The organism is Aeribacillus pallidus (assembly GCF_050478865.1).
GTDB lineage: Bacteria > Bacillota > Bacilli > Bacillales > JACDOC01 > JACDOC01.
The window spans coordinates 41026-67239 of record NZ_JBCNBW010000034.1 but is presented as its reverse complement, the minus strand read 5'-3'; the positions used below and the strand labels follow the sequence as shown (position 1 = coordinate 67239).

General features: G+C 38.6%; 30 protein-coding genes, 1 tRNA gene and 2 riboswitches. Of the genes, 9 read left to right on the top strand and 22 right to left on the bottom strand.

Annotated features, from left to right (window positions below; translation table 11 throughout):
• Positions 1-147 precede the first annotated feature (147 nt).
• Both ABES52_RS07865 and ABES52_RS07860 read left to right on the top strand, forming a co-directional pair.
• Entirely contained in the window at positions 148-1089 is a 942-nt protein-coding gene (locus ABES52_RS07865; RefSeq protein ID WP_429650595.1) for a DUF1385 domain-containing protein, read from the top strand.
• A 64-nt stretch (positions 1090-1153) separates the two neighbouring features.
• Positions 1154-1507 carry an SA1362 family protein gene (locus ABES52_RS07860; protein ID WP_429650594.1) on the top strand — a complete coding sequence of 118 codons (354 nt, stop codon included), beginning with the start codon at positions 1154-1156 and terminating at the stop codon, positions 1505-1507.
• A gap of 36 nt (positions 1508-1543) precedes the next feature.
• On the opposite strand, the gene ABES52_RS07855 is transcribed toward ABES52_RS07860, so the two are convergent.
• The 3 genes from ABES52_RS07855 to ABES52_RS07845 form a co-directional block, all read right to left on the bottom strand.
• Entirely contained in the window at positions 1544-2428 is an 885-nt protein-coding gene (locus ABES52_RS07855) for a patatin-like phospholipase family protein (protein WP_429650593.1), read from the bottom strand.
• 155 nt (positions 2429-2583) lie between these two features.
• Entirely contained in the window at positions 2584-5142 is a 2559-nt protein-coding gene (locus ABES52_RS07850) for a vitamin B12-dependent ribonucleotide reductase (protein ID WP_429650592.1), read from the bottom strand.
• Positions 5143-5518: 376 nt separating this feature from the next.
• The gene (locus ABES52_RS07845; protein ID WP_429650591.1) at positions 5519-6355 is read right to left on the bottom strand and encodes a lipoate--protein ligase family protein; all 837 of its coding nucleotides are present in this window, start codon (positions 6353-6355) and stop codon (positions 5519-5521) included.
• A 181-nt stretch (positions 6356-6536) separates the two neighbouring features.
• On the opposite strand from ABES52_RS07845, the gene ABES52_RS07840 reads away from it, so the two are divergent.
• Positions 6537-6908, top strand: coding sequence for a rhodanese-like domain-containing protein (locus ABES52_RS07840; RefSeq protein WP_429650590.1), 372 nt, complete (start codon positions 6537-6539; stop codon positions 6906-6908).
• A gap of 272 nt (positions 6909-7180) precedes the next feature.
• Here the strand turns inward: ABES52_RS07840 and ABES52_RS07835 are convergent, their stop codons facing one another.
• From ABES52_RS07835 to gcvT, 4 genes are all read right to left on the bottom strand, one after another.
• The gene (locus ABES52_RS07835; protein ID WP_429650589.1) at positions 7181-7450 is read right to left on the bottom strand and encodes a YpbS family protein; all 270 of its coding nucleotides are present in this window, start codon (positions 7448-7450) and stop codon (positions 7181-7183) included.
• 124 nt (positions 7451-7574) lie between these two features.
• Positions 7575-9035, bottom strand: coding sequence for an aminomethyl-transferring glycine dehydrogenase subunit GcvPB (gene gcvPB / locus ABES52_RS07830; RefSeq protein ID WP_429650588.1), 1461 nt, complete (start codon positions 9033-9035; stop codon positions 7575-7577).
• Positions 9028-10374, bottom strand: a complete 1347-nt coding sequence (gcvPA, locus tag ABES52_RS07825; RefSeq protein WP_429650587.1) for an aminomethyl-transferring glycine dehydrogenase subunit GcvPA — start codon at positions 10372-10374, stop codon at positions 9028-9030. Before gcvPA ends, gcvPB begins: the two co-directional genes overlap by 8 nt.
• 19 nt (positions 10375-10393) lie before the next feature.
• On the bottom strand, positions 10394-11488 hold the full coding sequence (gcvT, locus tag ABES52_RS07820) for a glycine cleavage system aminomethyltransferase GcvT (protein WP_429650586.1): 1095 nt from the start codon (positions 11486-11488) through the stop codon (positions 10394-10396).
• A 73-nt stretch (positions 11489-11561) separates the two neighbouring features.
• Positions 11562-11640: riboswitch (glycine riboswitch) on the bottom strand.
• Positions 11641-11643: 3 nt separating this feature from the next.
• Positions 11644-11738: riboswitch (glycine riboswitch) on the bottom strand.
• A 157-nt stretch (positions 11739-11895) separates the two neighbouring features.
• Here gcvT and ABES52_RS07815 point away from each other — a divergent pair.
• Together ABES52_RS07815 and ABES52_RS07810 are read left to right on the top strand one after the other, a co-directional pair.
• Positions 11896-13590 (top strand): DEAD/DEAH box helicase, encoded by a 1695-nt coding sequence (locus ABES52_RS07815; RefSeq protein ID WP_429650585.1) that lies wholly within the window; start codon positions 11896-11898, stop codon positions 13588-13590.
• A complete protein-coding gene (locus ABES52_RS07810; RefSeq protein ID WP_429650584.1) occupies positions 13559-14365 on the top strand; it encodes a YqhG family protein in 807 nt (268 codons plus the stop codon). Before ABES52_RS07815 ends, ABES52_RS07810 begins: the two co-directional genes overlap by 32 nt.
• On the opposite strand, the gene ABES52_RS07805 is transcribed toward ABES52_RS07810, so the two are convergent.
• The 10 genes from ABES52_RS07805 to comGA all read right to left on the bottom strand — a co-directional run bounded on the left by ABES52_RS07805 (position 14360) and on the right by comGA (position 19527).
• The gene (locus tag ABES52_RS07805; protein ID WP_429650583.1) at positions 14360-14803 is read right to left on the bottom strand and encodes an NUDIX hydrolase; all 444 of its coding nucleotides are present in this window, start codon (positions 14801-14803) and stop codon (positions 14360-14362) included. The genes ABES52_RS07810 and ABES52_RS07805 overlap by 6 nt on opposite strands.
• 65 nt (positions 14804-14868) lie before the next feature.
• A complete protein-coding gene (locus ABES52_RS07800; RefSeq protein ID WP_429650582.1) occupies positions 14869-15045 on the bottom strand; it encodes a YqzE family protein in 177 nt (58 codons plus the stop codon).
• Positions 15046-15082: 37 nt separating this feature from the next.
• Positions 15083-15586, bottom strand: a complete 504-nt coding sequence (locus ABES52_RS07795; protein ID WP_429650581.1) for a shikimate kinase — start codon at positions 15584-15586, stop codon at positions 15083-15085.
• A 9-nt stretch (positions 15587-15595) separates the two neighbouring features.
• Positions 15596-15907 carry a hypothetical protein gene (locus ABES52_RS07790; protein ID WP_429650580.1) on the bottom strand — a complete coding sequence of 104 codons (312 nt, stop codon included), beginning with the start codon at positions 15905-15907 and terminating at the stop codon, positions 15596-15598.
• A 41-nt stretch (positions 15908-15948) separates the two neighbouring features.
• A complete protein-coding gene (gene comGF / locus ABES52_RS07785) occupies positions 15949-16383 on the bottom strand; it encodes a competence type IV pilus minor pilin ComGF (RefSeq protein ID WP_429650579.1) in 435 nt (144 codons plus the stop codon).
• A complete protein-coding gene (locus ABES52_RS07780) occupies positions 16367-16687 on the bottom strand; it encodes a hypothetical protein (RefSeq protein ID WP_429650578.1) in 321 nt (106 codons plus the stop codon). Before ABES52_RS07780 ends, comGF begins: the two co-directional genes overlap by 17 nt.
• Entirely contained in the window at positions 16671-17099 is a 429-nt protein-coding gene (comGD, locus tag ABES52_RS07775) for a competence type IV pilus minor pilin ComGD (protein WP_429650577.1), read from the bottom strand. Before comGD ends, ABES52_RS07780 begins: the two co-directional genes overlap by 17 nt.
• An 8-nt stretch (positions 17100-17107) precedes the next feature.
• A complete protein-coding gene (gene comGC / locus ABES52_RS07770; RefSeq protein WP_429650576.1) occupies positions 17108-17422 on the bottom strand; it encodes a competence type IV pilus major pilin ComGC in 315 nt (104 codons plus the stop codon).
• A 13-nt stretch (positions 17423-17435) separates the two neighbouring features.
• Positions 17436-18512: a competence type IV pilus assembly protein ComGB gene (comGB, locus tag ABES52_RS07765; protein WP_429650575.1), complete on the bottom strand. Its 1077-nt coding sequence runs from the start codon at positions 18510-18512 to the stop codon at positions 17436-17438.
• Positions 18463-19527, bottom strand: a complete 1065-nt coding sequence (gene comGA / locus ABES52_RS07760; protein ID WP_429650733.1) for a competence type IV pilus ATPase ComGA — start codon at positions 19525-19527, stop codon at positions 18463-18465. Before comGA ends, comGB begins: the two co-directional genes overlap by 50 nt.
• Before the next feature lie 151 nt (positions 19528-19678).
• On the opposite strand from comGA, the gene ABES52_RS07755 reads away from it, so the two are divergent.
• The 3 genes from ABES52_RS07755 (at position 19679) to ABES52_RS07745 (ending at position 20964) form a co-directional block, all read left to right on the top strand.
• Positions 19679-19750 (top strand) — tRNA-Gln (locus ABES52_RS07755).
• A gap of 185 nt (positions 19751-19935) precedes the next feature.
• Positions 19936-20640, top strand: coding sequence for a helix-turn-helix transcriptional regulator (locus ABES52_RS07750; protein ID WP_429650574.1), 705 nt, complete (start codon positions 19936-19938; stop codon positions 20638-20640).
• A gap of 81 nt (positions 20641-20721) precedes the next feature.
• Positions 20722-20964, top strand: a complete 243-nt coding sequence (locus tag ABES52_RS07745) for a DUF2626 domain-containing protein (RefSeq protein WP_429650573.1) — start codon at positions 20722-20724, stop codon at positions 20962-20964.
• A gap of 40 nt (positions 20965-21004) precedes the next feature.
• Here the strand turns inward: ABES52_RS07745 and ABES52_RS07740 are convergent, their stop codons facing one another.
• Positions 21005-22066 carry an SAM-dependent methyltransferase gene (locus tag ABES52_RS07740; RefSeq protein ID WP_429650572.1) on the bottom strand — a complete coding sequence of 354 codons (1062 nt, stop codon included), beginning with the start codon at positions 22064-22066 and terminating at the stop codon, positions 21005-21007.
• Positions 22067-22249: 183 nt separating this feature from the next.
• A complete protein-coding gene (locus ABES52_RS07735; RefSeq protein WP_429650571.1) occupies positions 22250-22882 on the bottom strand; it encodes an MBL fold metallo-hydrolase in 633 nt (210 codons plus the stop codon).
• Between the two features lie 238 nt (positions 22883-23120).
• On the opposite strand from ABES52_RS07735, the gene ABES52_RS07730 reads away from it, so the two are divergent.
• Positions 23121-23294: a DUF2759 domain-containing protein gene (locus tag ABES52_RS07730; protein WP_429650569.1), complete on the top strand. Its 174-nt coding sequence runs from the start codon at positions 23121-23123 to the stop codon at positions 23292-23294.
• A 47-nt stretch (positions 23295-23341) separates the two neighbouring features.
• Here the strand turns inward: ABES52_RS07730 and ABES52_RS07725 are convergent, their stop codons facing one another.
• From ABES52_RS07725 to ABES52_RS07715, 3 genes are all read right to left on the bottom strand, one after another.
• Complete coding sequence (locus ABES52_RS07725) at positions 23342-23659, bottom strand: MTH1187 family thiamine-binding protein (RefSeq protein ID WP_429650567.1); 318 nt, start codon at positions 23657-23659, stop codon at positions 23342-23344.
• A gap of 1 nt (position 23660) precedes the next feature.
• The gene (locus ABES52_RS07720; RefSeq protein WP_429650565.1) at positions 23661-24803 is read right to left on the bottom strand and encodes a YqgU-like beta propeller domain-containing protein; all 1143 of its coding nucleotides are present in this window, start codon (positions 24801-24803) and stop codon (positions 23661-23663) included.
• Positions 24804-24925: 122 nt separating this feature from the next.
• Positions 24926-26113, bottom strand: a complete 1188-nt coding sequence (locus ABES52_RS07715; protein ID WP_429650563.1) for a M14 family metallopeptidase — start codon at positions 26111-26113, stop codon at positions 24926-24928.
• Positions 26114-26214 lie beyond the last annotated feature (101 nt).

Sequence of the window (26214 nt, the reverse complement as noted above, 5' to 3'; positions counted from 1 at the left end):
ATGTCCATTTTGCTACGAACTTTTTCAAAAATAATTGTATAAACGATTGACGTTTTCCTTCTAGTTTCCAACACCTTTTTTATAGTAGAATAGAGATAAAATATCGGTAACAAACATAGGTATATCACAAATAGGTTGGTGATTTACATGGAAGAAAAAAGACCGGTGTATGGTGGCCAAGCGGTCGTTGAAGGTGTTATGTTTGGGGGAAAAAAACATACGGTCACTGCTATACGGCGTAAAGATCAATCAATTGACTATTTTCATGTACCGAAGTCATCTCCCCATTGGGTACGACTACTAAAAAAGATTCCATTAATTCGTGGAATCGTTGCCATTATTGAAGCAAGTGCGATTGGGTCAAAGCATTTGAATTTTTCTACCGAACGCTTTGATGTCGATCCTAGAGAAGATTATCACATCGTACAACAACAAAGTTCAAAAATTACAATAGTTCTTGGCGTAGCCCTTGTTGGGGTTCTCTCCTTTTTATTCGGAAAAGTTCTATTTACATTACTTCCTATATTCTTAGCCGAATATACTCGTCCTCTTTTTTCAAGTGATACCGCCCAAATTTTAATTGAGGGGTTCTTTAAATTTCTGTTACTTCTAACATATATATACGCGATATCCCTCACTCCTTTAATTAAGCGGGTGTTTCAGTATCACGGAGCTGAACATAAAGTCATTAATGCCTTTGAAAATGGAGTAGAACTTACAGTAGAAAACGTTCAGGCACAATCAAGGCTCCATTACCGTTGCGGTAGTAGCTTTATTCTATTTACTGTTATTGTAGGAATTTTCGTTTATTTGCTTGTTGATACAGAGCCTTTATGGGTCCGAATTGTGAACCGTTTAGCCTTAATTCCAATCGTCTTAGGTGTATCGTTTGAAGTGCTTCAGCTTACCAATGCACTAAGAAATCTTCCTATTTTAAAATATCTTGGATACCCTGGTCTTTGGTTACAATTATTAACAACAAAAGAACCGACAGATGATCAAGTTGAAGTAGCGATTTCCGCGTTTAATGAGCTCCTAAAAATGGAAAATAATGAACAAAAGGAACTTCGGATGCGATCCTTCTCATAATTTCCAAAATCGATGTTTAAATTTGTAAAAGATTGCTCATCATGCTCATAGGAGGTGGCTTTCTATGAATGTACGTTTTGTCGTTATTTCGGTAATCGGTCTCCTTGCCATCGTCGGGCTATTAACGACGATTACGCAAGAACCGATTCAGTTGTTGAAGCAATTGGCGTTCATTGCCGTAGCCATTGGATTGTTTTTCTTCTTTTATCACCTTTTTTGGAAAGCACAACCTAAGAGAAAAGAGCAGCGAGCATTTCGTAAAGCAGCCCTTCAATCCAAGAAACGATTAAAAAAACGACAACAAAAAGACCAATCGAAACGCCCAAATAGTTGGAAAAAAGAACACCGTAAACGGTCAAACGTTCATTTAACAGTCATCGAAGGAAAAAAAGGTAAGAAGAAAAATCGGGCTTTATAGCTTGATATTTTCTTCTTTTCTTTTTGCCCGTTCCCCTCAATAGCTCCATTTCATTAAAAATGCTTCTGCTTTTTTTTTGCCTAGTTCGATGAGCGCCTCTTTTTGTTCCTCTGTAATGTGGAAATCCGTCGCAATCAAATTAGCGGTTGGAATAAATATGATATTTTTTTCGTGTTTTCGAGAAATGTAACGTGAATCATGGGCCTCTTTCATTGTTTGAAATAAAGCTTCAAACAGTGCAAACGCATTTGCAATCTTTTTCTTCGGTCGTTCACTCGTTTTTGGACTTAATTTGACACCGATAACCGGACGAACTTTTTTCGTCTCATCTTGGTCAAATAACCAGATCGGAAAATTACTTAATACACCACCGTCGACGATGTAACAGCTCCCTTTCTTCGTTCGTAATTTTACAGGTTCAAAAAAATACGGTAAACCGCAGCTCATTCGGACTGCTTTTGCTACTGGAAATGAAGATGGATCAATGCCATATATTTTTAAATCGTCTGGTAAAATTAATATCCTTCCGTTCGTTAAATCACTCGCAACGATTTTTAGTGATCCTGGCGGTAAATCACCAAACGTCCTTACTCCTTTCGTAGCTAAATGATGATTTACCCATTTTTCCAGTTGATCCCCTTTGTACAACCCCATTCGCCAATATAAAAAGAGCCACTTCGCCAATGGAAATTGGATGAATGTTCTTCTTTCATCGAGAAATTCGCTTAAATTGAGTTGTTTAAGTAATTGACATAATTCTTCTCCCTTATATCCAGCACTAATCAGCGCGGCAATTAACGCCCCCGCGCTTGTTCCGGCTAGTCGTTTAAATACAAATCCGTTCTTCTCCAATGTTTGGTACGCTCCAACGAGTGCGTATCCTCGCACTCCTCCCCCTGAAAAAACCCCATCGATGTACATGTTATCCAACTCCTTCTCGTTCTTTGATACATCTTTAATCAAAGGAAGCAGAAAATAGAACTAGGGGAACGAGTGAAAGTGCGTACATTCATTGGAAGAATAGGTTGTAAGAAATAAAAAAGGTGCAGGAAAATTCCCTACACCTTATATTTCAGTTACAGTCCGCATTTTAACTGGGCACCACAGTTTGTACAAGTGTTGCAGCCACCTACTTCTTGTACTTTTCCTTTTCTACAAACTGGACATATGTTGCCAATTTCGTTTCCGATTGTGACATCGGTTGAACGAACATCTTGAATCGTATCGACTAACACGACCGGATGTTCTTCAGGTAAGGTCATGTTATGCTCTTCTTCTGTATGATTTTCTTCTGCTTTTAAGGTTAATACTTGTGTATCACGGCTTCCATCAACATAAACGGTTCCGCCTTTAGCTCCACCTTTGTACAGCCGTTCGTATACTTTCTTAACTTGTTCAACGGTGTATCCTTTCGGAGCATTGACCGTTTTGGAAATGGAGCTGTCAATCCAGCGCTGAATGACGCATTGGACATCCGCATGCGCTTCTGGTGACAAGTCCATAGCCGTAACAAACCAATGCGGAAGGTCATTCTCGTTCGTTTCTGGATGTTCGTTTAAATATTCTTTTACGATTTCTGCTTTTACTTCGATAAACTTTCCTAGACGACCGCTTCGATAATACGTAAAGGAGAAATAAGGTTCCAATCCAGTGGATACACCGACCATCGTTCCTGTTGAACCAGTCGGAGCCACTGTTAATAAGTGTGAGTTCCGAATTCCGTGTTCTAAAATGGATTGACGGATATCTTCAGGCATTTTCTTCATATATCCTGATTGAATAAACGCTTCTCGGAGTCGTCGTGTTTCCTCTTCTGTTTCTCCGATTAAATAAGGAAAGCTCCCTTTTTCTTTTGCGAGTTCAATCGATGCACGATACGCAGTTGTCGCAATCGTTTCAAACACTTTGTCAACTAGTTTATTACCTTCTTTTGAACCGTATTCTTTTTCACAATAAATCAGTAAGTCGGCAAGCCCCATGACCCCAAGTCCAACCCGTCGTTCGCCGAGCGCTTGCTTTTTATTTTCTTCAAGGAAATATGGCGTGGCATCAATGACATTGTCTTGTAACCGTACGCCTACTTCAACGGTACGCTTTAATTTTTCAAAGTCGACTTCTTTTGTCTCTTTATTCACCATTTTCGCCAAATTCACTGCCGCTAAATTACATACGGAATATGGGGCTAATGGCTGCTCCCCGCATGGGTTAGTCGCCACTACTTTTTGACCATACGCTCGAGCATTTGTCATTTCGTTCGCATTATCAATAAAGAAAATGCCTGGTTCTGCTGAGTAGGTTGCACAAATGTTAATTAAATTCCAAAGTTCTTTTGCGCGAATTTTCCGGTACGTCCGTACTTTATAACCCATTTTTTCCCACTCACGGACATCTCCAACGTGATGCCATTGTTCATTGTAAATTTTCATTTCTTCTTCGTTATAAGACTCTACATCAGGGAAACGAAGCTCGTAATAATCATCGTTTTCTACGGCTTCCATAAATTCCTTTGTTAAACAAACAGAAATGTTAGCACCAGTTAGGAAATCCGGATTGTGAACGGAGTATTTTCCACCTTCTTTTAACATACGCTCCGCTTCCGCAATAACTTCTTTTGAAAACCCACCGTTTCCAGGAATGTTTTTATAATTGACAATCCCTTGATACATGTCGCGTTCTTGTTCAGTTAGCGGCGTAAATTTTAACTTTTCTTGTGCAGTGCGTTTAATTTGTTCATCGTTCGTATTTTCAATCAAGAAGCGTAAAATTCGTGGGTTTTGCATTTTCGAAATAATAAATTCAATAATGTCTGGATGCCAATCAGCTAGCATGATCATTTGAGCTCCGCGTCTAGATCCACCTTGCTCAACTAAATGCGTTAATTTTGCTATATCATCGAGCCATGAAACAGAACCGGAAGATCTTCCGTTGACACCGCGAGCTAACGTATTTCGTGGACGTAATGTAGAACCGTTTGTCCCAACCCCTCCCCCGCGGCTCATAATTTCCATCACTTTTTTCCGGTGTTCCGAAATTCCTTCTCGTGAATCTTGAACAAATGGCATCACGTAACAGTTAAAATATGTGACATCCGTCCCAGCTCCGGCCCCATAAAGAACACGTCCGGCCGGTACAAAGTGTAGATTCACTAGTTCATGATAAAATTTTTCGAACCATTCTTTCCGTTTTTCTTCCGTTTTTTCGACAGCTGCAAGACCCGTTGCATTCCGTTTGGCAATTTGTTCATAGTACACTTCCAGCGGTTTTTCAATAACATCAAGGGGACGAAAAACAATGCCGGTTTCCCGCTCTTCGTCCGTTTCCAAATTGCTGCGAAATTCCTCTTCCACAAGCACTTTGGCTTTTTTTTCTTCCCAGTCGATTTTTAAAATATATCCTAATCCACGAGCCGGGAATTTAGGGTCTTGTTTAATGGTTAAAACGACAAAATCTCCTTCGGTTAAGGTGATTTTTTCTGTATCTTTAAACGCATAACGATCAAGCATGACCAATCGGGAAACGCCTCGATGGGTAATATGCATATCAGGGGTAATAGGGTGAACCTGTGGGAACAAGCGTATATCCTTATTTAATCGCTCCTTATTTATGGTCATTTGTTTTGACGAGGCAATTACCATGTGCTCCAACTCCTTTAAATATAAATTTACACATGTTGTTTAAGAAAATATGTATGAATGAATTATCCTTACCGTATCATAGTCTTCGGATAAAATCAACTAATAAATACAATATATTGTGCTCGTAAATAAAGATAACATACAATATGTTGTATGTTTTGAACGGATGTTCGCTTCATTGTCAAACAAAAAATATTGTCAATCTTGGAGCATTTATAAGTATTTGGACAAAAAACTGGGAATAAAATCTTATTTTGGACATTTTTCGAAGTTGATTATTGGCGAAATTCTTTCAAAGCCTATCAAATCAACAAAGCGGATTATCGTCAGAAAAATCGAAATATAAAAAAAGCTGCTCCTTATTAGGAACAGCTCGTTAACGGCGAAAATTCCATTCTTCGGATTCGTACCGCCGGCGTGCTAATTCTTGAACGTATGCCTCTTCTTCCTCACTTAATTGATAAGGATGTAATTCGATATTTAAGCCTTCTTCAAATCCGCGTTTGAATGCTTCCTTCGCTTCTTCCATCGTGATGGCACGTGGACTAATGTCGTTGATGGCTACAGCTTTGTTTTTAAACGCTTTTTTCATTCGTTCTTTGACCCGTTCACTTGGGTATTTAAACAGAGAGAAGAGCTTCTCTTCATCAAGGTCTAGTAAAATGGAGCCGTGTTGTAAAATAACTCCTTTTTGTCTCGTTTGGGCGCTACCAGCTACTTTACGCCCTTCCACGACCAATTCGTACCAACTTGGAGCATCAAAGCAGACGGAAGAACGTGGATTTTTTAATTTATCTTTTTCTTCGTCTGTTCTAGGAATCGCAAAATAGGCCTCCAATCCGAGACGTTGAAATCCTCTTAATAACCCCTCAGAAATCACGCGGTATGCTTCGGTAACCGTTTTCGGCATGTCTGGATAGTCTTCTGACACAATGACACTATACGTTAATTCGTGCTCATGAAGGACTCCACGGCCTCCGGTTGGTCTACGAACAAAGCCTAATCCATGTCGTTGAACCGCTTCCAAATCGATTTCTTTTTCTACTTTTTGAAAGTAACCAATAGATAATGTCGGTGGATTCCATCCATAGAACCGAATCGTCGGTGGAATTTTTCCTTGGCTATGCCATTCTAACAACGCTTCATCAAGTGCCATATTATAAGAAGGAGAACAATATCCTGAATCAATAAAACGCCAAATTTCTTTCCTCATGATGTATACCCTCTTCTCTAACCTAATTCTATTCTCTATCAATTTTAGTCTATCAAAAATATTAAAGAAAACAAAGAAAGAGCACGTATGGTATTGGTATTTTCGTCTATTTCCCTTTGATTCTTTTCCAATGATGACTATAATAGAAATTAGTGACTAATCGAAGAAAGGAGTATTCATCTTGTACTGGTTACTCATTCTTTTAGGAGCAATTATTGCTTATTCCATTTATACATATTTTTATCAAAAACGAATTATCACTACACTTACTCCAGAAGAGTTTCGCAATGGATATCGAAAAGCTCAATTAATTGACGTACGCGAACCTAACGAGTTCGAAAGTGGCCACATTTTAGGTGCTCGTAACATTCCTTTATCTCAACTTAAAATGCGAATGAAAGAAATCCGTCCTGACAAGCCAGTCTACTTATATTGCCAAAACAGCATTCGGAGTGGCCGAGCTGCCCAAATGCTTTATCGTAAAGGATATAAAGAACTATATCAATTAAAAGGCGGCTTTAAAAAATGGGACGGAAAAATTAAGAAAAAATAAGAAAACAGCTGGATATTGTCCAGCTGTTTTTGGTTATGTCTAATCTACCTTCCTCTCCCTCATGGCACAACTAGGGGATTTCGAGATACAAATACGACTTTTTCAGTGCCAAAATCGATATAGATTTACATAGAGCCCTTTTTCGTGCATAAAAATGATTTGACGAACAACAATTAAATATTGTTCAAAAGTTACTTATTTCAATGCATACATGTTTCTTTTTTGTACAAATTTTATAATACCGACATTTGGTAAGCACATATTCACTCTAATTACTCTTCATTTTTCAATCGTTCCACATATTCCCGAACCATTTCTTCCGTTACACGCTTTCGGGTTGGAATGATTCCTTGCTTGGCTAATTCATTAATTTCATCAGTAACAGCATTAATTTTGTCAACGGAAAAAGGTTGACCGTTTTGACATAATTGAACAGCCTCTTCAATGTATTCTTCGCGTTTCGCGTTTAAAGACAGAAACTTTTTAATTTGTTCGTGTTGGCGTTGTGAATGCTTCGTAATTGCGAAATGTACTTCGGACATCTTTTTATCTCCTTTCTATATTTACTGCGGCCATTCGAGAAACGTTTCGAACATTCTTATTATACATGGACGCATGGAAAAAAAGAGGACCTGTGGGAAAAACATCCCCACATGGTCCTTTTAGTTATTGCTTTTCGTAACGAAGAATTGGTTTACGAGCTGCGGTTGTTTCATCTAGACGTTTTACAACGGTTGTATGTGGTGCTTCTTGAACAATTTCCGGATTTTCTTCCGCTTCTTTCGCGATTTGAATCATGGCGTCAATAAACGCGTCTAACGTTTCTTTTGATTCAGTTTCTGTCGGTTCAATCATAATACACTCTTCGACGTTTAACGGGAAGTAAATCGTAGGTGGATGGTAGCCAAAGTCAAGCAATCGTTTCGCAATATCGAGTGTACGTACCCCTAGTTTCTTTTGACGCTTTCCGCTTAATACAAATTCGTGCTTGCAATGACGATCAAAAGGTAAATCATAGTATGGTGCGAGTTTTCTCATCATATAGTTCGCGTTTAATACGGCATTTTCCGTTACTTCCTTTAATCCGTCCGGTCCCATTGAGCGAATGTAAGTATAGGCACGAACGTTAATACCAAAGTTACCGTAGTACGGTTTCACTCGTCCAATGGACTGTGGTCGATCGTAATCAAGCACATATTTTCCATCCTTTTTCATAATAACTGGTTTAGGTAAAAATGGAATTAAGTCTTCCTTCACTCCAACTGGACCAGAACCTGGACCGCCTCCACCGTGAGGACCTGTAAATGTTTTATGAAGATTTAAGTGAACAACATCAAATCCCATATCTCCTGGACGAGCTTTTGATAAAACCGCATTTAAATTAGCACCGTCATAATACAATTTACCGCCTGCTTCATGCACAATTTCTGCCATTTCTACAATATTTTCTTCAAACAAACCTAACGTATTTGGATTTGTGAGCATTAACGCCGCTGTATCTGGTCCAACCACTCGTTTTAAATCTTCAATATCAACTAGTCCATGTTCGTTCGATTTCACGGTGATCGTTTCTAATCCCGCCACAGTTGCTGATGCTGGGTTTGTTCCATGGGCAGAGTCAGGTACGATTACTTTTGTTCTTTGGAAATCACCATTCGCTTCATGATACGCGCGAATCATCATTAACCCTGTCCATTCTCCATGGGCCCCGGCAGCTGGTTGAAGCGTTACTTCATCCATACCGGTAATTTCTTTTAAATGCTGTTGTAAGTCGTACATTAATTCTAACGCGCCTTGAACAGAGCTTTCGTCTTGTAATGGATGCAGATGGGCAAATCCATTAAATCGAGCAACATTTTCATTTACTTTCGGGTTGTATTTCATCGTACAAGAGCCTAACGGGTAAAAACCTGAGTCTACCCCGTGATTTCGCTTTGATAAGGCGGTATAATGGCGCATGATGTCAAGTTCCGATACTTCCGGAAGTTCAGGTTCTTCTTCACGCATATACCCTTCTGGAATAAGCTCTATTACATCCACTTCCGGAACGTCTAACTCAGGTAAGCTATAACCGATACGACCAGGTTTAGAAAGTTCAAAAATGAGTGGCTGATCTTGCTTATTCATGGCGATCCCCCAATTCTGTTACAAATGTGTCAATTTCCTCTTTTGTACGTAATTCTGTCACCGCAACTAACATATGATTTTTGAGTTCTGGATAGTCACGACTAAGATCATATCCGCCGATGATTCCTTTTTTCAGTAAACGCTCATTTACCTTTTTCACCGGTTCATCCAACTTCACGATAAACTCGTTAAAGCCATAACCATCAAAAACAATTTCAAATCCGTGTTTTTTCAATACTTGTTTTGCGTAATGAGCTTTCTGGATGTTTTGCAGCGCCATATCTTTTATCCCTTTTTTACCAAGGGCCGTCATCGCTACCGAAGCCGCAAGTGCGTTTAATGCTTGGTTAGAACAAATATTGGAAGTGGCTTTATCACGACGAATATGTTGTTCACGAGCTTGTAACGTTAATACGAATCCTCTCCGTCCTTCCTCGTCCGTTGTTTGTCCGACAAGTCTCCCAGGCACTTTCCGCATCAATTTTTTTGTAACCGCAAAGTACCCGCAGTGCGGACCACCAAAAGCAGTTGGAATTCCAAACGGTTGCGCATCGCCAACGACAATATCGGCACCGAGCGCCCCTGGTGGTGTGAATACGCCAAGAGCTAACGGATTGCTGGATACAACGAGCATTCCTTTTTGATCATGGATCAACGCTTCCATTTCTTTTACAGGTTCGATTCGCCCAAAAAAGTTCGGGTATTGAACGATTACTGCCGCTACTTCTTCGTTTATTAATTTCTTTAATACTTCAAGATTTGTAACCCCATCCTTATAAGGGATTTCGACAACTTCTATGTTTTGCCCTTTTGCATATGTCTTTACAACTTCTCGAGACTCTGGATGAACGGTGCTTGATAATAATATTTTCTTTCGCTTCGTATGGGCTGCACTTAACATCGCTGCTTCCGCTAACGCTGTTCCGCCATCGTACATGGATGAGTTTGCTACATCCATTCCTGTTAATTCACAAATCATGGTTTGAAACTCAAAAATGGCTTGTAATTCCCCTTGAGAAATTTCTGGTTGATACGGAGTATATGCGGTGTAAAATTCAGAACGAGAGATGACATGGTCAACAATCACTGGAATATAATGGTCGTATACACCCGCGCCCAAAAAGGATACATGTGATTTTAAATCGGCATTTTTAGCAGCAAGTTGACTTAATTCTTTCATTAATGCCGATTCAGATTTCGCTTTTTTAATGTTGTATTCACCTTTAAAACGAACTTGTTCCGGGATATCGCTAAATAATTCGTCAATGGATGAAACGCCAATTGCTTCTAGCATTTCTTGTTTGTCTTTTTCCGTCATTGGCAAATAGCGGTGCTGCATAATTAGACCCCTTCCCTCTTTATTTTGACCGTTTATAAAACGGAGTTACGACTATCTTCGCTTTTAACTTTTTATTTCGAATTTCAACGAATACTTCTTTACCAAGTTCAGCATGATCTCTTTTTATGAGTGCTAAGCCAACATTTTTCTTTAATGTCGGTGATTGTGTACCTGTAGTGACCGTACCTACTTGTTCATCTCCGACAAAAACGTGATAACCATGACGCGGAATACCGCGATCAATCATTTCAAGGCCTACTAATTTGCGTGGCGCTCCTTCTTCTTTTTGTTTTTTTAATATTTCTTTCCCAATGAAATCTTCTTTGTCTGTTTTAACGGCAAACCCGATACCGGCTTCGATCGGCGTAATATCTGGTGATAATTCTTGCCCGTATAAAGGTAGATTGGCTTCAAACCGTAAAGTATCACGAGCACCAAGGCCACACGGTAACACGTCACCTTCTCCTGCTTCTAAAATAAGCTCCCACAATTTTGCTCCGTCTTCTGATTGACAATAAATTTCAAACCCATCTTCACCTGTATAGCCAGTTCGTGATACTAAAGATTTTATTCCTTTTAAGTCCACCTCTTTTTTGAACTTAAAGAATTTGATTTGACTTAAGTCTACGTCTGTAAGCTTTTGTAAAACAGACTCAGCTAATGGACCTTGAAGGGCGAGCTGAGCTGTTTGTTCTGATATATTCGCCAACTCCACATCTCCTGTCACGTGTTGCTTTAACCAATCGAAATCTTTTTCAATATTAGCAGCGTTGACAACAAGCAAATAATGATTTTCGTCTAACTTGTAGACGAGAAGATCATCAACGGTTCCCCCGTTTTCGTAACACATCGCTGTATATTGGGCCCCTCCGAGGTTTAATTTGGAGACATCGTTAGTCATCATACGCTGAAGAAAAGCTAAGCTATCTGTTCCTTTTACTTCTATTTCTCCCATGTGGGAAACATCGAATAATCCAGCTTTCGTACGAACCGCGTCGTGCTCTTCTTTAATGCTCGAAAATTGGACGGGGAGTTCCCATCCTCCAAAATTAATCGTCTTGGCCCCGTATTTGGCGTAAACATCAAATAACGGTGTTCGTTTTAATGTTTCCAACACTCATTCCCCCTTATCCTCTTTCCATTTCCACATGAAAAAAGACAGAGATATCCCGTATTCAATCGAGAATCTCTGTCCTTTCACCTGAAAGTTTGCCGATTACGGCTTTCCTCTTGGGTGGTTTCATCCATGTGAAACTCTCTCCAGAGCCGCGTCCAACAAGAGTCTTTTTGCCTGAGAGATTCACAACATTCGTTGCTTGCTCCTTCGGCGCTGCCATCTTGGCAGTCTCTCCTCTTGTTTTCATTCGCCTATATTTCGTTAAATTTTGGTCATACTAATAAAATAAGATGTGTGAGAAATGGAAATATTAAATTCCTTTCAAAATTTCATGACACTTTCATCCTACCATTAAATATACGTTTAGGGCAATAACATTATTTACATTAAAGGGGTGGTCATACATGACCGTTCATATTGAATTTGATTACAGTTGGGCGGAGCCGTTTATGGAAAAGTATGTCCAAGACGGTCCATGGGCAAATTGGGAACTATACCAAATGGCTGTCGAAGTTGAAAAACATCTAATAATTCCTGATTTTTATGGACTTCAAGCTCCTCATCATTTACCAAACTTAACGCCACTTCCCCACCAATTAGAAACGGCTAAAAAAGTCGTTGAACATATGAACGGTAAAGCCATTCTTGCGGATGAAGTGGGCTTAGGTAAAACGATTGAAGCGGGGTTAATATTAAAAGAATACATGATTCGTGGACTCGTCAAGAAAGTGTTAATTTTAGTGCCCGCTTCCCTTGTATCACAATGGGCGTTTGAATTAAATACAAAATTCCATATCCCTGCTGTTGCCCAAAAAAAAAGCTATGTATGGGAACAATGTGATTGCGTGGTTTCCTCTATTGATACGGCCAAAAGAAGCCCACATAAGGAAATCATTTATGATCAACATTACGATATGGTGATTATTGACGAGGCCCATAAACTGAAAAATCATAAAACGAAAAACTATGAGTTTGTACAAAATTTAAAAAAGAAATTTTGTTTATTGTTAACAGCCACTCCGATTCAAAACCGAGTGGAAGAAATCTTTCATCTTGTATCATTACTAAAACCAGGACATTTAGGAAACCATTCACGATTTTTAGAAAAATATAAAAAGAGAAAAGTGGAAGACGATCAATATTTAAAAGAGCTTGTTAATAAAGTGATGATCCGCAATCGAAGAGTCGATACAGGTATTGAATGGACAAAAAGGAAGGTTCAAACCATTATTATTGAACAAAATGAACAAGAAAGAGCGCTTTATGAAGCGATTCAACGTTTGAAGTGGAATCATCCATTACATTCAACAAGCACCTTCTCTTTATTAACGTTACAACGGGAAGCATGTAGTAGTCGTGAAGCTGTTTATATGACTATCAAAGAGATGTTAAAAAAGCTGGATGGAGCGCCAAATCACGTCTTACAACCACTGGAACAACTCATTGATGTTATCAACCAAGTACAAGTCAATTCTAAAGCCCAAAAAGCATTAGAACTTATTCGTCAAATCAACGATAAGGTCATTATTTTTACTGAGTATAGGGCAACACAAATGTATTTACAATGGTTTTTAAAACAACATGGCATCTCTTCTGTCCCATTTCGTGGAGGATTTAAACGAGGAAAAAAAGATTGGATGAGAGAACTGTTTCAACACCACGCCCAAGTGTTAATTGCCACTGAAGCCGGCGGTGAAGGAATTAACTTACAATTTTGTAACCATATGATTAACTTTGACTTACCATGGAATCCAATGCGATTAGAACAGCGAATTGGGCGCATTCACCGACTCGGTCAAGAAAACGATGTGATCATTTATAATTTTGCCACCAAGCAGACGATTGAAGAGCATATATTAAAGCTATTGTATGAAAAAATACAATTATTTGAGCGGGTTGTAGGTGAACTTGATGAAATATTAACACGTTTAGAAGTAGGGAGTATTGAAGACCATTTACAAGATATCTTTGAACAATCACAAACGGAAGGTGAAATGAGAGTAAAAATGGAAAACCTATCATCCTTACTCCAACTAGCAGAAACGATGCAAAAGGAGTCGAGCCCAAATGAATCAACAACAAATTCATCAATATCTTAAACGCTATTTTACAGCCAACCAATGTGACATCATCGAAGAAGGAGAAGGGCACCTTTCCGTTCAATTAACAGTTGAACTCGACAAGGAATTAATGAATCGTCCATTTTATTGGCACTACTTAGAACGAACAGGTGGAACTCCTCAGCCGATGCGGGTCACCTTTATTACGGACGAAACCAAAACGAATGAACAAATAAAAGGAGAAAAAATTCATTTTGGCTCACCGAGGTTACATCAAATCTTTGCCTCCACGAGAAAATTCGGTCGATTTATTCGGTTATATGAACAAGTATCGCCTCATTTGACAAAACAGACTTCACTTTACCCATGGCTATGTATGAATTTTAAAATTTCTTATCAATGCGACCGTAAGAAAGATTTGTTTTTATCCATGGGACTAAATCTGATTAATGGTACCATGGTCCAAGGATTTCATGACTTACTTGTTCAATACAATTTAACTCCGAAATTACCTGATTTCACGTTTACTCTTTCGCCGATCATTATGCCTATTAGTGGCATGAAACGCATTGAACATTACGTCCTTGAGGACCTTCATCGCCAGTCTCATGACTGGGCAAATGAAGCCAGGAAGCGTTGGGAAAAAGATTTAGCTTTACTGAATCACTTCTATGAAGAGTATGACGAAAAGCCAGAGTCATATTATTTGGAACAAGAAGCATTACAAGAACAATATGAGCCGAAAATCGTGGTCCAAGTGGTCAACGGTGGTATCTTTTATTTAACCAAAGCGTTGCTAAAACCTTCTTCATAGGTTTTCCTTTAATTGATAATAAAGGAGGGCATAAGCAAGTTCGCCGTCCGTCCATTCTCCTTTACGAAAGCGTTCGAAACATTCGTCAACTGGGAGACGGTGGATTTCAATCAATTCATGTGGTTCGTGTGCTGGCTCTCCTTCGTATAAAATATCGTCCGTAAAGAAAAGATACGTTTCATCGTTTGACAACCATGGACAAGGGTACATTTTTCCAATCGGAACAACGTTCCCACAGCGTATACCTGTTTCTTCAAACAATTCCCTTCGCGAAGCATTCTCTAAGCTTTCTCCCTCTTTCACCCCTCCCCCTGGAAGTTGGTACACCCATTGATTAATTCCTACTCGAAATTGACGGATTAAAATAAAATATTCGCCGACTTTTGCTAACACTACTACTGCTGTCGGATTTTGTTTATGTACAATGTTTGTTCCCAACCGCTTCACCTCCATTTTCTTCCATCATAACAAAAAAACCGCCGTGTAGGCGATTTCTTTTTCTATTATTTTTTCTTAAAAAGGGCGAGAATAGCGTAAGGAATAATCCCGAACCACCGAAACAATAAAGGTGGTCGACTATTCTTTTTTTTATATCTCATTTGTTTTCGCTCTAATTTTGGTTTATCAAAATACTTGACTAAATTTTCTGTTACATATCGAATGAGATCATTTCCGTTCACGGTATACACCCCTTTTCTTTCGATACCCATTATACCCTTATGAAAAGGAGCGTATACGTTTTTCCACTTCTTCTACCGCAGCTGAAATGGATAAACCTGTCGTATCTATATGAATATGTGCTACTTCTTTGTAGAGACGTTCACGTTGTTTATATAATGATACAATTCCTTCTTCATCAAGTCGCTGAATTAATGGCCGCGATTGATCCCCATTTAGCCGCCGAACCATTTCTTTTGGATCACATGATAAAAAGACAACCTTACCTGTTTCCTTCAATAATTTTCGATTTTCCTCTTTCAAAACGATTCCACCACCAGTCGCAATCACCCCGGATGTGGAACTTATTTGCTTCAATGCTTCCGTTTCCCTTTGTCGGAAAACCTTTTCCCCGTCTTGTGCAAACATCTCTTGGATTGTCTTTGAATATTGGTTTTCAATCCATTGGTCGGTGTCAATAAACGGAACGTTCCATTTACGGGCCAACTTTTGTCCAATCGTTGATTTTCCAGCCCCCATAAACCCAACTAAAAAAATGATCATTCTACTCACCTAACTTTCTATCCAACGTTCAATGCGCCTGTTCTCTAAATTATAACTTATTATAATAGGTAATTGTTGATCGACTGTCAACGTGACGTAAACGTTTTGCTCCCCTTCGTCAATGAAATAATGGACCGTTATTCCATTTACCATTACCGTACCTTCCCTTGTCTTCTCTTCTTCGATTTGTTTTTTCACGTATTCCCACGAAGCTAAAACAGCTATTCGTTTTTGATAATACTTTTGCACTTCATCTCCATATTTTATTTTGCTTAAAAAAAGTGGAAGGGAAGCAGTGATAATCGTGAGAACTAGCGCCATTGTCCACATCATAACTGGAAAAGTAAAACCGCACTCCCTTGTTAATGGGTTATATCTAGATAGTGGGTAAATTGCGCAGTCTGTACCGTCCCATCCTCAAACGTCACCTCCCATTGAAAACCATTTTTTATAGCCATTAGTTGAATTCGAACCACGTTCTGAAGCGCTATTTCATGCCCTTGGCCATTTCGTCTTCTACGGATTATATTGCCATATGTTTCATATGTCACCTTATCTCCAAGAAGCTCAAAGGTGATTTGATTGCTGCCTAAAGTCCAATGTGAGCACTGCAGCCATTCCATTCGAAACTGGATAACAAACAACTCCCACTCTTGCCAACTCGATGAAGTAACTTCATGCTTCCAACCTCCGACGATGGTAACAATTAACGGAAGAGAGGACAATATCAACAGGAAAATAGAAAAGGTAAAAAGCATCTCAACAAGCGTAAATCCTCGATTATTTTGTGTTCGCATCAACACACCTCTCCACTACATCCTCTCCTTTAAAGGAATAACGTACACAACATGTAATCTCATCTTTCCAAAAAACATTAAATGAGAATGGGTTAACATCCACTGTTCTTTCCGATCGGTCTCCAGTGTATACAAAACGTTCTATTTCCTCATACAATAGTCGGTATGCATGAACCTCACCATAACTTTGATTTAATTGCTCCGAAAGTTGAATCAATAGAGGAAGGAGAGTGACAAGTATAACAAACGCGTTCATAGCTACAAGTCCTTCCGTCATCATCGATCCTTTATTGCTTTTGAACACGAAATCTCCCCTTTCCAATATAGGTCGTCAGTTTCCACACGGAATCTTGATAACGAAATGTCACCGTTCCGAAGCGACTTACATTTCCGTTCGGAAGAAAATCAATGGATGTTAACGAGCCATAATACATATCCATGTCGGGCGGTAAGGTTTGTTCTGTAAGAAGTTGAAAGGTGGTAGGAACACGTACTAGGTAACGGTCGTCAACATAACTATAAAGTACTTGAACTCGTTGTTGACGATTGATGGCGACGCTTTGTGCGTAATATAAATCTCCTTTCAGTTGGGCAAAGGTCATGGAAGGAACGATTTGATGTTGAAGTTGGTTCAACAATGGAAGAGAAATAGCCAGAGAGACAAAAATAATAAGAAGTACGATTAACACCTCAGTGACCGTAAATCCTTTTTCCATATGACACCTCACGCCGGATCAATCAAGGTGACTTTTCCATCGCTATCAATTTGAAGGTTGAACTCACTGTTCGGGCAACTCGTTTCGTTTTGTCGTAAATACCCTTCCTGCACAAGTTCAGATATATCATTTGGTAACCGATTATGATTAAGTCGAAACGCTTCTACTTGGCTTTGGACCATTTGAACAAACGCCTTACATCCTTTACTATGAATTTCTTTACTATGAGAGGCGATATTAGGGATTGAAATAAACAGCAAAACCGTAATAACGAGTAGTACGATCATCATTTCTATTAAGGTAAATCCTTTTTCATTTTTCATCCATATCACCCTTTCAAATGTTGTTGATCATATCATATAGCGGAAACATAACCGACAAATATAAGATGATTATCACCATGCCTATGAAGATAAATACAACAGGTTGAACCCACTGGATTAACTGTTTAATATATCGTTCCAGTTCTTCTAGACATTGGCGACTATAATAGTCCAACTCATATTCGAGCTTTCCGTTCCATTCTCCGTGCCGAATAATAATAGATAACTCTTTTTTAAAGTAAGGTAAATCCTCTACTATCGTTGAAAACTCCCTACCCTTCATTAATTGTTCGTGAAAATATGACGCCATTTCTTTGTAAAACGGTTTAAACGGTTGTTTTTCAAAAAGCCGAATGATGTCCATAATAGAAAAGCCACTAGCTAATAAAAAGCTAAGTTGACGAGAAAAAAAGTGGGTGTGGTAAAGAGTGAAGTATGTTCGAACAATAGGTAGGCGACGATAAATCTCTACTTTTTGAAGCGGAGTTTGTGTTTTCCAATACGGAAGGAAGATGACAGCTAACCCAAGGATCAGCAGAGAGGCTATGAAAACAACGACAGGGCCGTCGTATAATAAAAACGAGAGGAAGGAGTTCAGAGAGGAAGTGGAATAGCTAAAGGAGCCATGTAAATATTCCAGTTGAGGGTACAAAAACCATCGCAAAATAACAAACAGTAATCCAACAAACATACATAACAAAATAGGGTATTGGAGCAGTCTTTTTAATTTTTGTTGCTCTTCATTCCTTTTTAGAAGCCATTGTCCTGCTTCTTTAAGTACATCAGCCATTTTTCCATGCTGTTCAGCAAAATAAATTAGGGTACAAACGGTAGGGTGACAACCAACTTCCTTTAAAACATCATGAAGGCGATCGCCATTTTTTAGTCGTTCAAACCCCACGCGAAGCGCTTTGTTTAATGGAGGCTGATCAATCGATAAAAGCAAAAAGTCAATCGACTCGACCATGGTAAATCCTCGTTGTAACATTTCCCCTAAACGAACGAAAAACGTCCCTTGAGCAACTAAAGAAAAATTCGGTTTATTCTTCCTGAAACCAACGAGCATATTCGATATTGGAAATAAATCCAAGAGCAACCCCCTTTCGTAAAAGATCTTTCAATAACGGATAGTGATAGGCTTTTCCTTCACCAGCTGCCTCTTTTAACACGCTTTGTAATGCTTTTCCAGTCAGTAATTCATATACAGGTGAGCGGACGTGGAATTTTTTTTTCGGACAAGAGGGTTCATCAATCCCATGACAATAGGGACAGTTCAGTTTCACGAGACGTTGTGCGGATACTGCTAACAATGTTTGTTGAATTTCATTCCACTTTACTCCAAATTCGAGCAGGCGGTAGATTGCTCCTTTAGCATCCTTTGTATGCATCGTCGTTAACACTAAATGACCTGTTAAAGCTGCACGGATGGCAATTTTCGCTGTTTCAGTATCTCGAATTTCTCCGACCATAATCACATCCGGATCGTGACGTAAAATCGCTTTTAAACCAGTTGCATACGTCACCCCAGCCTTTTCATTAACTTGAACTTGGAGTGCATTTTCATTTTCTTTTTCAATAGGGTCTTCAAGTGTAATCACATGTCGGTGAAGCGATTGAGAACAGTAGTGAATTAAATGATATAACGTTGTTGTTTTCCCACTACCTGTTGGTCCAGTAAAGATAATTAACCCATGTGCATGATGCATTAATGCGTACAACTTACGAGCTGATGACGGAAATAATGATAAGTGAAAGGTAGTTTGAGATGAACTGGATAAAAGAAGTCGAATGACAAGGCTCTCTTTCGAGGAGGAAGTTGGTAATGTAGAGAGTCGTAATGATAAATGAGTTGAATGGAGGTATACTTGATAGGCTCCGTTTTGTGGCTTTCTTTTTTCTCCGATGTCCATTCCACCCATGTATTTAAAATGGGCGACGAGACGTTCTCCTTCATCCATCGAAAAGAATCTAGCAGGATAAAGTGTACCATGAATACGAAAATTGGCTACATACTTTTTTTGCTTCGGGGACAAATGGATATCGGACGCCCCTTGTTCCACAGCCTCTTTAATTAATTCATCGGCTACACGTTCAGTCGATGATATAATAAGCACCACACCTTTCTTTATTCATCTATTGGCCCTTTACCAACCCTTTTCTCGACATACATTTTATACCAATATATATCTACTGTCTACTTTTTTCTCACTTACTGAATAAAATTTTTCCATTGAGTCATATTAATATTATCATTAGTGGGCTATAGCCAAGCGGTAAGGCAACGGACTTTGACTCCGTGATGCGCTGGTTCGAATCCAGCTAGCCCAGTTCAATAAATTCGCCTCTTCTTTTTTAAACGAAGAAGAGGCGTGTTTATTTTTCAATTCTAAAAGGCGTTCCATCGATTTTGTGAACATTTTGAGAACTTTTAGCGACAATGGACTTCCAACGTTTTCTCAAAGATGAAAACCGATTATAATGATGATATCATCCAATATTTGAGGTGTACACGGATGGAACAGACGTTAAGAATAACCCAAACGTTAGCCGATCCTACTCGCTATGCCATTTATGAATATCTATTAAAAACAAACAAAGTCGTATCTGTAGCCGAAATTGCTCAAGCCTTTAAGATTCACCCAAATGTCGCCCGGTTGCATTTATCCAAGCTGGAAGATACGGGCGTCATCCAATCGATGGTGCAAAAAACCGGAAAAGGCGGTCGGCCTGGAAAAGTATATAAAAAAGTGAATGAACCGATTCAAATATCTTTTCCAAGAAGGGATTCCGCTTTATTGTTACAAATGGCACTTGATGCCTTATTATCACTCGACTCATCAACTATTAATAAGCACTTGATAGAAACAGGGAAAAAATTCGGAAAAAGTATGGTTGAAAATGAACGGAAGAAGCATACTATGAACGAAACGGAACTTCTGTTTTATCAAAAATTGGATATTATTCAGCAAGTATCAACGATGATTGGATCGGTACAACGTGTGGAAGAACATGATGATAAATGGATCATCGTCTATTCGATATACAATTGCCCCTATCACGAATCGGTAAAAGCGTATGGTGAAGCGATCTGTTTAATGCATACCGGCTTTTTAGAAGGGATGTTCCAAACGTTATTTTCAAATGTAACGTTTCACCAACGACAGTCAATGGTTTCTGGCTGTTCCAACTGTATTTATCACGTAATCGTCACAAAGTAGTCATGATCTTATATTTACATTTAATTCTCGTTTCCTTTATAATATTGAACTGTGGACTGTGGGTACAAAGGAGGGATACATATGGATCGCATGTACAGAGTGTTAGGTTTCTGGACGGGAATTTTTACGATTATGTTTTATCTTGGAGAAATGTATACAACGTCTCTTATTTTCTTAGGCCAAACAGGATTTTTCATTCTGTTAAGCTACTTAAAATTATCTGAGCGCATGTACTTATATATCTTTGGCGCATACTTAACGATTTTCTTCGCAGGATTTACTTATTATACAACGTTCTTAATGACACCGGGAGCAGGTCATTAAGAACATGGATGATGGCAAAAAAGCTCTTGAAGGATGTACTTCAAGAGCTTTTTTCTTTTCGCTGAACAAGCGCGCGAAAACTATCACTAAAGCCACCGTCACGAATTAAATACACAATAGATCGATTCCATTTTGCTTCAGGTGAAAACGGATCCGTTGCCGAGTGTTCAAGTAAATCATTTAAAATACCGTACTGAAGTAAAAATTCTTTTTGCGATGTAAAATTCTCCACAAAGCAACCATGCTTCTTACCTTCTGATATTAAACAGTCGAACCAAATAGAATACGTCATATCGATTTCACCTATTTTCTGAAAGAGATTTTCGACGAGTTGGTGTTGATAAAATCCACGCACACTTTCTTTTTTCATACAAAGGCGTTCTTCCTCAGTAGTTCCGTAGTCAATGGTTAAAATCCATCCTTGTTTCATGTTCGTTATGAGCTTTATCCATGTATCGACCATTTTAATCGGAATTTCCCGACGCACACCTTCTGTTAACTTAACATTATACCGCTGTAAAAATTGCAGAATGTCCTTATTTGTTAACGGAAGATATGTTTCCATGAGTTGACCATCTTTTATAGTTATGGCAACTTCCCACATCTTTCCCTCTTTCTGCTGAATGACATGAACTGGAAGTGCGTCTAACCATTCGTTAGAAAACACAATTCCTTCTATTTCAAAGACTTGATTGAAATCAGAATAAAAAATGACAGGATGTTTCTGAAGCTGTTGATGTTGTACGTAGCGGTGGTAAGGACTATGTTCGATGGAGATATATGTCAACTGTTCGTATAGAGATGGAAATTGGGATGCCATTTCGTTTAAAAAAGCACTAGCAAACGTTCCGTCCCCGCTTCCAATTTCATAAAATCGGATGGGGAGTTTTGAATTGGTCCATTTTTCCACAGCAAATCGGACAATGGTTTTCGCAAACGCTCTAGAGACATATGGGGATGTTACAAAATCAAAACATTTACCAAGTTTTGGTTTACTTTTCATATAATAACCGTATTCTTCATCATATAAAGCAAAAGATATAAAATGTTCATACGATACGGTTTTATCATAACGAAATAGCTTGTTTATGATTTGGTTCATTTTTTCTCTCCTTTAGTTATTAACATTGACATAGTGGAAACTTTGCTTTATTGTATAATTAGTAGCTTAACTTTATCCCCTCCCAGATTGAAAAGAACTAACATCCCCCGAAAAAACCCTTCTCAACAAGAGAAGGGTTTTTTCTTTACCATATCGTATGATGAACCTATTTTTTATATTCCTTCAAAATCCGTGTATGAACGGATTGTGGTCCATCTCATCTTGGATGGTCGTTTCTACTCCATGACCAGGTAATACGACCGTTTCCTCAGGAAGTGTTAGTAACTTTTCGTGAATAGTTTCAAGCAGCTGTTTATGGTTTCCTCCTGGCAAGTCTGTCCTTCCGATACTTTGATAAAACAGGACATCTCCAGCAAAAACAATCCCTGCCTCTTGGACAGTATACGACACACTTCCAGGCGAATGACCTGGCGTTTCTAATACTTCTAATGTAAATGGCCCAACAGTTAAAGTCTCTTCTTTTGTTAAAATATAATCAGCTGGTTTGACACGAATAACGTTTTCCGGAAAGAAAAATTGGGAGCCATTTAGCGAAGGATCGAATAACCATTTAGCTTCTTTTTCATGGACATAAACAGGTATGGAATAATAGTCTCGTAACGCATCTACCGCGCCGATATGATCAAAATGTGCATGAGTTAATAAAATAGCCAAAGGGGTTAACTCATTTTTCTTTAAATATTCAATTAGTTTTTCACCTTCTGCGCCAGGGTCAATGACTACACATTGATGATTGTTCTCTAAAAAATAGCAGTTCGTTTGTAACGCTCCTAATGGAATTCTTGTCCATTTCATCCTTATCATCCTCCTAACCATAGTGTACACGACATTTGCGGCAAAATCGAAGCACAATCGTTTCATAAAATACACAGAAATGCACATCCTATGAATAACATCTTTCATGAAAGTGTCACTTTTTGACCTCGACAAACGTAGAAAAAGGCATTACAATAAAAGCGAGTATTTATGTACTTACATAAAACGTTGGTTTACATGTTGAAGGCTCTCTAGATTGAAGAAAGGAGTAATACAAATGGGTCTAGTCATTATTTTTGCATTAGTTAGTTTACTAGCCGTATTTGCTACTATTAGTGCATTAAAAAACAAAAATGTTTTAGGCATTTTATTTGGATTAGCAACAGTTGGCGTATTTGGTTGGTTTACAATCATGACCGTTCTTCACCACGGATATCCAGCTGCACACTAATATCGAAAAAAGGAGCTGATTTTTCCCACCAGCTCCTTTTTTTGTTCCTATTTTTCCTTTAATTTAGCTCGAACCGATTCAAGTTTCTCCTCCATTTTTCTTTTTTTATCTCTCCGGTCATCGATTCGAATGTTTGTTGCCACCCGGTGAACTCCTTTTTGAAACGGTGCTTCGTGAATCGCTTGAATGACTTCAAATAGATCTTTTAATTCCCCTTCAATAATCGTATTCATTGGAGTTAATTGGAAGCGAATTTTTCCTTCTTTTTCAAACGTGGTTAACAAGTCATGTAGTTCAGCTACATAAGAACTAATACTTGGAGAATTCGTTCCGATTGGAATTACTGTGACATCTGCGATGGCCATTTTATTCATCCCTTTCTTCGAGTTGGATTAACTGTTTGATTTCCTTTTTTTCCAAATCAATGATTTTGTCTAGTTGGTAACCAATCAAACAATTATTTCCTGACGGTGCACATTGAATTGGCTCGTTTGTTGGGTATTCGATGATTTTCGTTTTTTCTTCAGATGTTAGGGAAAATTGCACGAGTTCAAACCCTTCATTGTAAGAATCGGAATCCGTTGAGCGGTATGGGACAAACGTATAAAAACGGTTGGTTTTCGGAACATAATCATAAAAAGGGACAAGCCAATCCGTATATTGGGATAAATGAGGAACCTTCCATCCAGCTATTTTCGAAAAAGAAGTCTCTTCATAAAAACCGTACTGTGCTAACCCCTTATTCTCTTGAACGTTCGATATTGTCATCACATATGGTGAAACGACATCCACATGATACACATGTTGTAAAAGCGTTGTTTCTGTTTCATTTTTAAAAGAGTACGCCTTTAATGGCCCATCAATAAACGGTTGGTCTGTGTTCCAATCGATATACAAAAAAGAATCACCATCATTGTACCATTTAGAAAACGGATTGGAAAGGTAAACAGTTTCTAAACTTTCTTCGTACCAATTCCAAATGTACGTATCATACGTCCAATCTTCATAAAATGCGGTGATAAGTAACTGGTGTTCATTATGTGGATTCCAATGAAACGATAATTCAAATGATTCGATGAATGTCGACGTATAAATGTCCCCTTCCAAATTTACTACCGTTAGCTCTCCTGCATAGGTAAATGGAGCCGTATGGACAAGAAACTGATTTTTCGTTGGACTCACCTGAACGTCCACTATAGGATGTTCGGTTTCATATAGAAGTTTTTGTTTACCGTCATATATATCATAAAGAAGTACTTTCGACATTCCAGAATCGTTGATGATGAAAATTATTTGCTCATCATTGATCCAATCAATCACCTTTTCAAACTGTCCGGTAGCTAAGGTTAACGGCTGAATCGTCCGTTCGATAGAGGGAGAAGGTGTCTGATTTTCTTGTCTCGTCGAGTCATCCGGACCATTTGATGGAGAATCCTTTACACACGCGGTTAAAAGGAAGGAGCTACATATAAAAAAACTAATTAGGAGATAAGAGTGACGAAAAAACATTGATAACCCCCCTCCTCCCTAATATCTTCTTACATTAATATGTACGTAATAAATTGAATTTTGTTTCATGTAAACGAAAGCAACCCATAGAAAAAGCCGAATAACTCGGCTTTTTCACACTATTAATCATATAGTGAAACAAGAAAAATTCCTAGTACTTCTTCATAAATTTGATCAAATTGTGATAACGGAAGGGGATTCATTCCTTTTCCTAATTCTATCGTAAATCCACTTTTCCGATATTCTTGAATAAACCAATCTCTGTAACCAGCATAGCTATCTACGTATCTTACTGAGCAATAGCCACAAACTTGTTCAAACCGTTTTGCTAAATGAGCTGACTCCTCCGGTTCAAGTCCTTCGTATCCCCAATAAAATTCTTTACCTTGCGTATGAAGAGCGAGCAACCGATCAAACTTTGATTGGTTGGCTAATTGTGCCATCGCTATTGCTTCTGGTTCACTTAATGGTTTATATCCTGGAAAATCTCTCGGAGCCGGCGCCTTTTCTTCTTTTCGTTTACGTTCAATTTCCCATTTAGCTGGATATTGATTATTTAAATCAACACCACGAATGTTTGCCTTCCATCCTGAAAAATCAGTTGAACCTTTATTTAGTTTCAAGAGTTCGTCCTTTTTATTCAGCGGAGGACCGTTGAGGACTAAATTCACCCCATCCGGATTCACCATAGGAACAGCCGAAATTGTATTTTTTTCATATAACGGAAGGCTGACCACTTCTCGAATTGGTTGGGAATTGGTTAATGATAATACATAATCATTGAGAAACGTCATTAAAACAGGAGTGGTAATCCATTCGTTTGCATGAAATGAACCATTCATATGCACTTTTCTCTTCCCGCGTCCAATAACTAATTCATACAACGGACGACCATCCACACTTTTTCCAATAATACGTTGACGAATGAATGGATAGATTTCTATAAGTTGCTTTAAATCTTTTTGCAGGACATCAAAAGAATAATTTGTCTTTCGATTCATTAATCGAGTTGTTATCCGTTCTGGAAGGCAGATGAGTTCTCCAACAGGTAATTGAAGAGGGTTGACTTGTTGATTTAACAAAAATAATGCATCAACATCAATATTTTTCTGCTGGGCGAGTTTCCAAAGCGTATCTCCTGGTCGAACCGTATAATTGACAGCAATAAACCCAGGAATACGGACACATTCTCCAATTTTTAAATTTTGAGGCTCAGTTTGACGGTTCGAGTCAATGATAAGAGCTAAAGGGACATCAAATAATTGGCTGTAATAATCTAACGTATCTCCTTCACGGACAGTTACGTCCATCATGAACACCTCCCTTTCTCCTTTAACATTTATGTTATTTCTAGCTTTTCATGACAAATTCAGAAAAAAATGCCTATATAGAGGAGGAAACCTCTACATAG